9 protein-coding genes are annotated in these 11,555 nt (G+C 66.0%); 8 read left to right on the top strand and 1 reads right to left on the bottom strand.

Annotated elements, in window-relative coordinates; translation table 11 throughout:
• Positions 1–80 precede the first annotated feature (80 nt).
• The 8 genes from KG104_RS14060 to KG104_RS14025 all read left to right on the top strand — a co-directional run bounded on the left by KG104_RS14060 (position 81) and on the right by KG104_RS14025 (position 10,731).
• Entirely contained in the window at positions 81–1,220 is a 1,140-nt protein-coding gene (locus KG104_RS14060; protein ID WP_104052681.1) for a GuaB3 family IMP dehydrogenase-related protein, read from the top strand.
• 63 nt (positions 1,221–1,283) lie between these two features.
• The gene (locus KG104_RS14055; protein ID WP_104160458.1) at positions 1,284–3,008 is read left to right on the top strand and encodes a glycerol-3-phosphate dehydrogenase/oxidase; all 1,725 of its coding nucleotides are present in this window, start codon (positions 1,284–1,286) and stop codon (positions 3,006–3,008) included.
• Positions 3,009–3,078: 70 nt separating this feature from the next.
• Positions 3,079–3,519, top strand: coding sequence for a PTS sugar transporter subunit IIA (locus KG104_RS14050; protein ID WP_104102747.1), 441 nt, complete (start codon positions 3,079–3,081; stop codon positions 3,517–3,519).
• Between the two features lie 83 nt (positions 3,520–3,602).
• Positions 3,603–4,418: an SURF1 family protein gene (locus KG104_RS14045; protein WP_237688601.1), complete on the top strand. Its 816-nt coding sequence runs from the start codon at positions 3,603–3,605 to the stop codon at positions 4,416–4,418.
• Entirely contained in the window at positions 4,415–4,855 is a 441-nt protein-coding gene (locus KG104_RS14040; RefSeq protein WP_104052679.1) for a DUF3817 domain-containing protein, read from the top strand. The genes KG104_RS14045 and KG104_RS14040 overlap by 4 nt, the downstream gene beginning before the upstream one ends.
• A gap of 57 nt (positions 4,856–4,912) precedes the next feature.
• Positions 4,913–6,502 carry a glutamine-hydrolyzing GMP synthase gene (guaA, locus tag KG104_RS14035; protein WP_104052678.1) on the top strand — a complete coding sequence of 530 codons (1,590 nt, stop codon included), beginning with the start codon at positions 4,913–4,915 and terminating at the stop codon, positions 6,500–6,502.
• Positions 6,503–6,637: 135 nt separating this feature from the next.
• Positions 6,638–10,546, top strand: a complete 3,909-nt coding sequence (locus KG104_RS14030) for a DUF4011 domain-containing protein (protein WP_181032225.1) — start codon at positions 6,638–6,640, stop codon at positions 10,544–10,546.
• Positions 10,543–10,731, top strand: a complete 189-nt coding sequence (locus tag KG104_RS14025; protein ID WP_104052677.1) for a hypothetical protein — start codon at positions 10,543–10,545, stop codon at positions 10,729–10,731. The genes KG104_RS14030 and KG104_RS14025 overlap by 4 nt, the downstream gene beginning before the upstream one ends.
• Positions 10,732–10,773: 42 nt before the next feature.
• Here the strand turns inward: KG104_RS14025 and cpaB are convergent, their stop codons facing one another.
• Positions 10,774–11,448 carry a Flp pilus assembly protein CpaB gene (cpaB, locus tag KG104_RS14020; protein ID WP_237688600.1) on the bottom strand — a complete coding sequence of 225 codons (675 nt, stop codon included), beginning with the start codon at positions 11,446–11,448 and terminating at the stop codon, positions 10,774–10,776.
• Positions 11,449–11,555: the final 107 nt, after the last annotated feature.

Raw genomic sequence — 11,555 nt, 5'->3', positions numbered from 1 at the left:
TCCATCCTCCAAATGACGGGGAAGGATGCGGTTGCTGCTGCTTTAAGGCCCGGCTTCCAAAGCTGGGATAACCTAGAGGCGTGAGCAATGAGATAGAAATTGGCCGTGGCAAGCGTGGGCGCCGAGCCTACTCCCTCGATGATGTGGCAATTGTGCCGTCCCGCCGGACGCGGGACCCGCAGGATGTTTCCATCAACTGGCAGATCGACGCCTACCAGTTTGAAATGCCGGTCATGGGAGCCCCCATGGACTCGGTGATGTCCCCGGCCACCGCTATAGCGATGGGCCGCCTGGGCGGATTGGGCGTGTTGAACCTTGAAGGGCTGTGGACCCGTTACGAGGACCCCCAGCCGCTGCTGGATGAGATCGCGGTTCTCAGTGAAGATAACTTTAATCCCGCGGCCACCCGCCGGCTGCAGGAAATCTATGAAGCACCCATCCAGGCGGAGCTGATCACCTCCCGCCTGGCCGAGGTGCGCGACGCCGGCGTGACCGTTGCCGGCTCCCTGACCCCGCAGCGCACCCAGGAGTTCTACAAGACCGTCCTGGCCGCCGGCGTGGACATCTTCGTCATCCGCGGCACCACCGTCTCTGCCGAGCACGTCTCCAAGACCGTTGAGCCGCTGAACCTCAAGCAGTTCATCTACGAACTGGACGTTCCCGTCATCGTGGGCGGCGCGGCCGGCTACACCCCGGCCCTGCACCTGATGCGCACCGGAGCCGCCGGCGTCCTGGTCGGCTTCGGCGGGGGAGCGACCACCACCACCCGCCGGGCACTGGGCATCCACGCCCCCATGGCCACCGCGATCGCAGACATCGCCGAGGCGCGCCGCGATTACATGGACGAGTCAGGCGGACGCTACGTCCACGTGATCGCCGACGGCGGAATGGGCACCAGCGGTGACATCGTCAAGGCGATCGCCATGGGCGCGGACGCCGTGATGCTCGGATCGGCTCTGGCCCGGGCGGAAGAAGCCCCCGGACAGGGATGGCACTGGGGCCAGGAAGCCCACCACAGCGAACTTCCCCGCGGCGACAGGGTCCGGCTGGACACCGTCGGCCCGCTGCAGGAAGTTCTCTGGGGCCCGTCGCACCACACCAACGGCACGTCCAACCTGATGGGTGCCCTGCGTCGTGCCATGGCCACCACGGGTTACTCCGATGTGAAAGCCTTCCAGCGCATTGAGGTGCTGGTCGCGCCCTACCTATCCGCCATGTAGTTCCCTACAGTGGCTGCAAAGACCACTGCGCCGCCAGCGCGTCCCAGAGAGGAAATCTTGACCATGAGCAAAGATGCACTCAGTCCGGAATACCGGGAGGACGCCCTGGCGGCGCTGCGTTCCACGGCGGAGCCCGGCCAGCAACTGGACATCCTGATTGTTGGCGGCGGCGTGGTGGGTGCCGGTGCCGCCCTGGACGCAGTCACCCGCGGACTCAAAGTGGGCATGGTGGAGGCCCGGGACTGGGCATCGGGCACGTCGTCGCGTTCCTCCAAGCTCATTCACGGCGGTCTGCGTTATCTGGAGATGCTGGATTTTGCCCTCGTAGCCGAGGCGCTAAAGGAACGCGGCCTGCTGATTCAGCGGATCGCCCCGCACCTGGTCAAGCCCGTACCGTTCCTCTACCCGCTGACACACCGGTTCTATGAGCGGCCCTACGTTGGTGCCGGCATCATGCTGTACGACACCATGGGCCTGACCTCCGGTAATTCCCGCGGGGTGCCGATGCACAAGCACCTCAGCAAAAAAGCCACCCTCCGGGCGGCGCCCAGCCTGAAGGATGACGCCATGGTTGGCTCCATCCGCTACTACGACGCCCAGGTGGACGACGCCCGGTACGTTGCCAACATGGTCCGCACCTCAGCGCACTACGGCGCCACCGTGGCCAACCGGGTGTCCGTGGTGGACTTCCTTCGCGAGGGTGAGCGTGTAGTGGGCGCCCGGGTCAAGGACTCCGAGACCGGCCGGGAATTCGATGTGTTCGCCCGCCAGGTGGTCAATGCCACCGGCGTGTGGACCGACGAAACCCAGGCCATGGTGACGGACCGGGGACAGCTGAAAGTCCGGGCGTCCAAGGGTGTGCACCTGGTGGTTCCCCGCGACCGGATCCAGTCCACCGTGGGCATGATCCTGCGCACGGAAAAATCCGTGCTGTTCGTGATCCCGTGGGGCCGGCACTGGATTGTGGGCACTACGGACACCGACTGGAATCTGGACAAGGCACATCCCGCAGCAACCTCGGCGGACATCGACTACTTGCTGGAGCATGTGAACAGCGTGCTGAAAACTCCGCTGACGCGCGAGGACGTTGAAGGCGTCTACGCCGGCCTGCGGCCGCTGCTCGCCGGCGAGAATGATTCCACGGCCAAACTCTCCCGCGAACATGTGGTGGCCCATCCCGTGCCGGGGCTGGTGGTTGTTGCCGGCGGCAAATGGACCACCTACCGGGTCATGGCGAAGGATGCCGTGGATGAGGCCGCCCGGGCGCTGGACGGGAAGGTGCCGGAAAGCTGCACCTCCACCATCCCGCTGCTGGGTGCGGTGGGCTATAAGGCTGCCTGGAATCTCCGGCACCGCACTGCGGAGCACTACGGAGTCCATGTGGTCCGGGTGGAGCATCTGCTCAACCGTTACGGATCCCTGGCTAACGAGGTGCTGGAACTGATCCGTGCCAATCCTGAGCTGGGGGAGCCCCTGCCCGGAGCAGACGATTACCTGCGCGCCGAAGTGGTGTATGCCACCACGTCCGAGGGTGCCCGGCATGTGGAGGACGTCCTGGCCCGGCGCACCCGCATCTCCATCGAGTCGTGGGACCGGGGAGTCTCCGCTGCCCCGGTTGTGGCCGAACTCATGGCGCCCATCCTGAACTGGAGTCCGGAGCGGGTGGAGCAGGAAGTGGCCCACTACGAGGCGCGGGTGGAAGCCGAGCGGCGCAGCCAGGAACAGCCCGATGACGTTTCGGCCGACGCAGCACGGTTGAAGGCCCACGACATCGCTCCGCTGGCCTGAACCGGAACCAACGGAAGTGGAACCTGAACTCTCCCTGAATGAAAAGGGCGCCGTCCTGACGGTCCCTGAAATGGTCATTCTGCAGATGGAAGCGGCCGACCGCTCGGATGCGGCAGCCCAGCTTGCCCGGCGGATGTATGACCAGGGACGGATCCGTAATTTGGAGGTGTTCCTGGAGCAGGTCAATGCCCGGGAACACCAAATGGCCACCGGGCTGCCCGGCGGCATCGGCATGCCGCACGCGCGCAGCGAGGAAGTGGTGCAGACCTCAATTGCCGTGGGGATCACCCGCTACGGGCACAGCATTGATTTTGGTGCGTCGGACGGACCGGCCACGGTGATTCTGCTGATAGCCACGCCTGCCAAAGCCTTCTCTGAACACTTGGAAGTCCTGGCCACCATCGCGCGGTCGCTGTTCCGCCCGGCCTTCCGGGATTCGCTCCGCCGGGCCAACGACGCCGAAGTCATTTCCGAACTGATCAACTCCTCGCTGGTGTTTTTTGACCATTGACGGCGCCTGCTGATGCCGCGGGTGCCCGAGCTGCGCACAGCAGGCATTGGGTTTTCTACACGGGTACGAAGTACGGTTAAGGGGTGCTGAAAACTGCCCTGCAACCCCGCTGGATCGCCGCCCTTCTCTTTGCGCTTGCGATCTCGACGGTCTTCGTGCTCCTGAGCCAGTGGCAGTTTTCGACCGCCGAGAGTGAGCTGCCGCCCGCCGCAGGTGAAACCGAAAACGTCCGTCCCCTCACCGAGGTGTTCACCCCCGGTGTGGAACTGATGGGCACCGAGGCAGACCAGATGGTCTCCATGAACGGTTCCTTCCGTGGTGAGGACACCGTACTGATTGACCAGCGGCTGTACGACGGGGACCGCGGATACTGGGTGGTCACCGCATTCGCCGTGGAGGGAGCGCCGGACGGCGCCGTCATGCCGGTGGTCCGCGGCTGGGTTGCCGAGCCCGGCGATGCCGAACCCGCCCCGTCCGGGGACGCCGTCGTCGTCGGCCGCCTGCTGCCGCCCGAAGGCCCCATCGCAAAGGCACCCGAAGAGGAAGGGGTCCTGCCCAGCCTCTCCAGCGCCGAACTGATCAATGTCTGGGACACCCCGGGGTATGCGGCGTTCGTCACTGCCAACGAGATCACGGTGGACGGTGAGGCTCCGGAAACCGGAGACATGCGCGTAGTCGACGTGGATGCGCAGCCCCAGGAAACTTCAGTGAACTGGATGAACATCTTCTACGCCATCGAGTGGGTGGTCTTCGCCGGGTTCTCCGTCTTCCTGTGGTGGCGCCTCGTGGCGGATGCCCACCAGCGTTCCCTCGAGGACGACGACGATTATTACGACGACGACGACGACGAGGGCCCCGTCCCGGGGCATCCGGCACCGACCAGTGAGGTACAGAAGTGAGCGATCCAGTACAGGCCCCCGCCGGGGCACCCGCAGCAACCAAGAAACCGCGCCGGAAGAAGCGCCGTTTTGGCGGCACCCACGCCCAGATCCGTTCGGCCCTGACCTTTTACAAGGTTTCTTCCTACGTCACGGGTGTGTTTCTTCTCCTGTTGTGCATTGAGATGATCCTCAAATACGGGTTGAAGATCGAGGAGATCACCGTTGGCCCGCTGAACCTTTTCACGGGTGTGCTGATTGCCCACGGCTGGTTGTACGTGGTCTACCTGCTGGCTGACTTCCGCCTGTGGCAGCTGATGCGCTGGCCGTTCTCGAAGTTCATCCTGATCGCCCTGGGCGGTGTGGTGCCCTTCCTGTCCTTCATTGTGGAGGGCCGTACGCACAAACAGGTCCTTGCGGAACTCGCTGCCCATCCGGAAGCGGCCAAGCGCTACTGAGGCACCGGCCTCCACGCGGATGTGCGGCGCGGATGCTCCGGCGACTATCCTTGAAGCGTGACTAATTCCGCGACCCCTCCCATAGAAGAGCGCCCTGTCCTAGTTGTGGACTTCGGCGCCCAGTACGCCCAGCTCATTGCCCGCCGGGTACGCGATGCAGATGTCTATTCCGAGGTGGTGCCCCACACCTGGACCACGGAACAGATCCTGGCGAAGAACCCGGCCGCGATCATCCTTTCCGGCGGCCCTTCCAGCGTTTACGCCGAAGGCGCCCCCGCAGTCAGCGAAGGCCTGTTTGAGGCAGGTGTCCCCGTCCTGGGCATCTGCTACGGCTTCCAGGCCATGGCCAACGCCCTGGGCGGCAAGGTCGCCAAAACCGGCCTGCGCGAATACGGCTCCACCGACGCCACCGCCGTCGGAGGCCCGCGCTCCATCCTTGAGGGCACGCCGGAACAGCAGAACACGTGGATGAGCCACGGTGACAGCGTCCAGGAAGCCCCGCCCGGATTCGACGTGCTGGCCACCACGGCCGGTGCCCCCGTTGCGGCTTTCGCCAACGAAGAGAAGCAGCTCTACGGCGTCCAGTGGCACCCGGAGGTGAAGCACTCCGCGCACGGCCAGTCCGTCCTGGAGAACTTCCTGTTCAAGGGTGCACGCCTGGACCGCAGCTGGACCACGGGCAACATTGTGGAAGAGCAGGTCGAACGCATCCGCGAGCAGGTGGGCAGCTCCCGCGTGATCTGCGGGCTCTCCGGCGGCGTCGACTCCGCCGTTGCCGCAGCACTGGTGCAGCGTGCCGTCGGCGACCAGCTGACCTGCGTGTTCGTGGACCACGGCCTGCTGCGCGAGGGTGAAGCCGAGCAGGTGGAGCGCGACTTCGTGGCCTCCACCGGCGTCAACCTCTACGTCGCCAATGAGCAGAAGCGCTTCCTCGAAGCCCTCGCCGGCGTCACGGATCCGGAAACCAAGCGCAAGATCATCGGCCGCGAGTTCATCCGCGCGTTCGAGGAAGCCGAGCGCGCCATCATGGCCGAGGCAGCTGCTGCCGGTGAACCCATCCGCTTCCTCGTTCAGGGCACCCTGTACCCGGACGTCGTCGAATCCGGCGGCGGCGAGGGTGCAGCCAACATCAAGAGCCACCACAACGTGGGCGGGCTGCCCGAGGACCTGAAGTTCGAGCTGGTGGAACCCCTGCGGGCCCTGTTCAAGGACGAGGTCCGCGCCGTGGGCCGCGAGCTGGGCCTGCCGGCCGAGATCGTGGGACGCCAGCCGTTCCCCGGCCCCGGACTGGGTATCCGCATCATCGGCGAGGTCAACCAGGAACGCCTGGACCTGTTGCGCCGCGCCGACGCGATCGCCCGCGCCGAGCTGACCGCAGCCGGCCTGGACAACGACGTATGGCAGATGCCGGTTGTCCTGCTGGCCGATGTGCGCAGCGTGGGCGTCCAGGGCGACGGCCGCACCTACGGACATCCGATCGTCCTGCGGCCGGTTTCCAGCGAAGACGCAATGACTGCTGACTGGTCACGCCTGCCGTATGACCTGCTGGCACGCATCTCCAACCGCATTACCAATGAAGTCGACGGGATCAACCGCGTGGTGCTGGACGTGACGTCCAAGCCGCCGGGAACCATCGAGTGGGAGTAGATTGACCGCGGGGGACAGCCGAACAGGCTGTCCCCCGCGTTGCTATGTCGGGTAAACCCGGCAGGAAGCGATAGTTTGGAAGGTATGCCAATTTGGTCAAGAACGTCGCGCGGAAGTGCAGAAAAGAGGGCACCAGTGTCTGAGCAGAATCCCGGGGACAACGCCTCGGACTTCCTGCTGCCGTGGCTGGGACAACTGGGACAGCATGCCGGATCGGACACGTTGCTTCACTTCACCCCGTCACCCTCCAACAGCATCGATCTGACCCATGCGCACCCGTCCGGGCTGGCCCAGCTGCTGGCGGGACGCCGCACGCGCCTGTCCACCCTGCTGCGCGACTCAGAGCAGTACGGTGCCGCCATGAAGGCCGGGCGCCTGCTGCGTGCGAAAATTTACGAGCTCGGCACGGACCGCGGCATCGACGTCGGCTACCTGGCCGCCGGCACCGCCTCCTGGCGCTACGCTGACGACGACGCCGTCCGCCCCGAGTCGCTCACGGCTCCGGTCCTGCTGACCCCGGTCTCGCTGACCGTGCACCCCTCACAGGACGACTATGAGCTGCAGCTCACCGACAAGGCAGCCCTGAACCCCGCTTTTGTCCGCCACCTGCAGCATGAACAGGGCCTGGACATCGACGTCGAGGCACTGGCGCGTCTTGCCTACGGCACCGCGAGGTTTGATCCGCACCCGGTCCTGGAAAAACTGCGGGCCGTCACGGAGGGGGTCCGCGGCATCAACATTGAACACCGCCTCCTGGTCTCCACCTTCGCTGATTTGTCGGATCTGGCTGAAGACAGCGCCCTGGACCCGGCCCACCCCATCCTGCGGGCCCTGATGGACTCCGCACGCGGCACGGGCAGCGCCGCCCCGGATGCCAAGGATCCCGCACTGCCGCCGTTGGATGACCGGCTGCCGGCCGATGAGCTGCTGGTACTGGATGCCGACCATGAGCAGCAGGACGTCCTGGACCTGATCCTGGACGGCCAGTCACTGGTGGTCTCCGCGCCTCCCGGAACCGGACAGACGCAAACTGCCCTCAATGCCGCGGCTGCGCTGGTCCATGCGGGGAAGTCCGTTCTCGTGGTGGCCGAACGCCGCGGGACGCTGAATCAGTTTGTCTCCGCGCTGGATTCCCTGCACCTGGGATCCGCCGTGCTCCAAATCAACGCCGGCCTGACTGAGCAGCAGCTGAAGGATCAGTTGATTCGGGCCATCGTCCGCAACGAAAAGGCTGCGGACCCGGATCTGGAAAGCCTGCACAAGGTTCTGGTCTCCAACCGGCACCAGCTGCGCGACCACGTGAAATCACTGCACAATGTTCGCCGGCGCTGGGGCTGCTCGCCCTACCAGGCCATGCAGTCCCTGGCGGAACTCACGTCCATGAGCCCTGCCCCGGCCACGACTGTCCGGCTCAAGCGCAGTGTCCTGGACAGCATCACGGACCGGACCGAGCTGACCGGAAGGCTGCGCCGGGCCGCGGAACTGGGCAGCTTCAGCCGTGCCGCCACCACCAGCCCCTGGTTCGGCGCCAAGCTGCTCAACCGCAAGGAAACGGAAGAGGCGTACGAGCTCACCCAAAGCCTGGCCCGGGACCTGCCTGAACTGCGCGCACAGGTGCAGTCCGTTGCCGAACATTCGCAGATCCGCCTTGGTGAAACCTTTGCACAGTGGGGCGAGCAGCTGGAGCTGCTGGTCGCGGTGCGTGAAAGCCTGGACAAGTTCACCCCGGACATCTTCGACCGTCCGGTCAGTGACCTGATTTCCGCCACGGCATCCTCGTCCTGGCGGCGTGAACGCGCCGTGGACATGAGCTCCATGACCCGGTCCCGCCTGCGGCGGGTCGCCAAGGAGTACATCCGGCCCGGGGTGCACATTTCAGACCTGCACTCCTCACTGGTTGAGGTCCAGCAGCAGCGCGCCGTGTGGGGCCGCTACGCCACTACGCAGCGCCACCCCTCGGTGCCCACCGGGCTGGCCGACATCAACCGGTCCTACATCACCGTCAAGGACCAACTGGACACCCTCACAGGCATTCTCGACGGGACGCCGGCCAAGCCGAACCTCGCCGAGCTGACGCTGGATGAGCTGGAGAAGCAGCTCGATGCGCTGGCCGGGGACCGGGAGACGCTGGAAACCCTGCCCGAACGCACCCTCCTGCTGGACGAAATGCGCGGCCAGGGTCTGGGCGAGCTGCTGGATGACCTCGAAGCCCGTGAAGTCCAGCCGCGGCAGGTTGGCTATGAGCTTGAGCTTGCCTGGTGGCAGTCGGCTCTTGAAGCAATGATCAGCGGCGATGATTATTTGGCTATGTCCGACGGCGACAGCCTGCGCCGGCTTGAAGCCGAATACCGTCTGGCGGACAACGCGCACATTGCCTCCGGCAGCGCCCGGGTGCGGTTTGCCCTCGCGGACAGGTGGCGCCGTGGAGTGAAGGCTGCGCCCTCCGATGCAGCCGCTCTGCGCGACGCCATCAAGAACGGTCCGCTCACCCTGCCGGACCTGTGCGCTCAGTCAGCCGAGCTGGTTTCCGCACTGCTGCCGGTCTGGGCCGCCAGTCCGCTGGTCCTGCCCATGGTGCTGCCCGGCACCAGGTCCTTTGACGCCGTCATTGTCCTCGACGCCGAATCCACCTCCCTGCAGTCCGCGGTTCCCGCCCTGGCACGGGCCGCCCAGGTCATCGCTTTCGGTGACGGGGAGCTTGGCGGTCCGAGGCCGTTCACGATTGGCGTTGAACCCTCCCGTCCGGCGGGGGAGCAGCATGACCTCGTCAGTGTTTTCGAAGCCCTGACCGCCGTCCTGCCGACCCGGACGCTGTCCACCGTGTACCGCGGCACTGACCGCGCACTCATGAATCAGCTGAGCCGCAGTTTCTATGACGGCCGCCTGACCATGGTTCCGCGCGGCGCCGAGGTTTCTTCCGCTGAACGTCCGCTCACGGTCGAATACCTGGCGGACGGCACGGGTATGCCCAGCGCCGACCACGAGGGTGTCGAAAGCGTGGCCGCCGAGGTCAACCGCGTTGTAGACCTGGTCTTCGAGCACATCCGCCGCCGTCCGCACCAGTCCCTGGCAGTTGTCACGGCCAGCCCGCGGCATGCCGTGCGTGTTGCCGAGGCAATCCGGGTGCAGATGGCCAATTTCCCCTGGGCCTCCGACTTCTTCACTCCGGGCAAGGAATCCTTCCGGGTGGTCCCCGTGGACCGCGCGGCCGGGCTGGTGCGCGACAGCGTGATTTTCTCCCTCGGGTTCGGGCGCACTCCCCACGGCCGTGCACTGCACACCTTCGGGCCGCTGTCCGCGTCCGACGGGCGGGGAAAGTTCCTCACCGCCATGACCCGTGCCCGCAGCAGGCTGCATGTCCTGACCTGTTTCCGGCCCGAGGACCTGGACAAGTCCCGCCTCGGGTATGGTGCCCTCGATTTCTACGACCTCATCAAACGGGAACTGGACCAGTCGGCGCCTTCCGCCGCCCAGCGCAGCGAAGCTGCCGAAACGGGTTCGGCACCCCGCGGAGCTGAGAACATTGCAGGCGGGATCATGGAGGAGGATCCGCTGGTGGCTGACCTCGTCAACCGGCTGCGGGCCCGCGGTGCCAAAGTGTGGGACCACTATCAGGGAGCCATCGATATTGTGGCTACCGTTGACGGCAGCAACGCCGACGGTGAACCCGCCGTGCCGATGGCCATCGAGTCCGACGGCACCGAGCGGTACCGGACAATGAGCGTGCGTGAGCGCAGCCGGCTGCGGCCCCAGCTGCTGGAACGTCTGGGGTGGCGCTATATGCCGCTGTGGACCATTGAGGTTTTCAGCGATCCGTCAGCCTGCGCGGATCTGGTGGGACGATACCTCAACCTGCCCGCACCCAGGGAAGGTGAAGGAAAGCCGGTCCAGTCCGGGGGGACTTCCGTCAGCGGGTCGCTTGCCCGCCGCGGCAGCCTCCCCTCAAAACCGCACGGCAGCAGCCGGATCAGGGAACGCGGCACGGTTGCACCCAAGCCCGAGACTGATCCCGATGCATCAAGCCGGGAGGCACGGCGGCCGTGACGCCCCGGAAGCCGCACCGCCGCGCGAGCGGGGGCACCGTCCCCCGCCCGCTGCCGGCACGGAAGGAAGAAGCCCCGGCCGAACTCAAGGCCAAGGCCGCGGAGGACGATCCCCGGGTGTGGGGCGATGAACCCGAGGACCGGGACACCTGGCTGCTCGAACAGCGGCCGCCGCACTGGGACTGACACTGTCGTCCCCGGGACTGCCACTGCCGTCGCAGCGAAAGCTCAGCCCCCGGTAAGGATCAGGTGAACCAGGCCGGACCCCGAGGCGGAGGCAAGGGCGGCAGCCTGGTCAGGTGCGGCCGCCAATACCACCATGGCATCGGTTTCGGCGGAACCCGGCCACGCGGAAGCACCGTCCGCAGCCGTCCACAGGATGGGTGCTCCGGAGGCGAGAAGCACCGGGCTGTCCGGATGCTGCATGCCGTCGGAGCCTGCGAGGACCACGTCCACCAGCTGTCCAGGGGCCAACAGCGCAACCATGGCAGGATCGGCTGGGCGGATCGCCACCGCCACGGAACCGGGCGGGGCTCCGGTCAGGAGTCCTTTACCCACCAGCGATGTCTGCAGCACCGGGCTGCCCTGCTTCAGGGGAGTGGCCAGCCGCTGGCCGGCAGCCTGTCCAGGGGCAGCGAATGAGCCCGGGGGCAGTGTTGCTGCCGGAACCGTCACCGTCCGGAGGTCCCGTGACGTGAGTACGGCTCCGGCCGGCAGGTCCGAGGCCGAGACGACAAGTGAATTTTCACCGGCAGCAGGCGGCAACAGCGCCTGGACGGCTGTGCCCGCGGCGGCGCAGCACAAGAGGGCCGCGAGCAGGCGCCTGCGGCGGAGCAGGAATCTTTTCAACCGCAGGCGAAGGGCGGAGGCGAAACGGGGTTTTGGTGCGGGGTAAGGACTCACGCACCGAACCTAGGCCCGGTCAACCGGGCAGGAACGCATCGTTCGGGCTGCTGAGGATATTTCTTCCCCGAATGTCCCCGTATGCCCGCTGGGGAGGAGCGTTGGGC

It is taken from the genome of Arthrobacter sunyaminii, from assembly GCF_018866305.1.
Lineage (GTDB): Bacteria > Actinomycetota > Actinomycetes > Actinomycetales > Micrococcaceae > Arthrobacter_B > Arthrobacter_B sunyaminii.
This window is presented reverse-complemented; position numbering and strand designations above follow the sequence as displayed.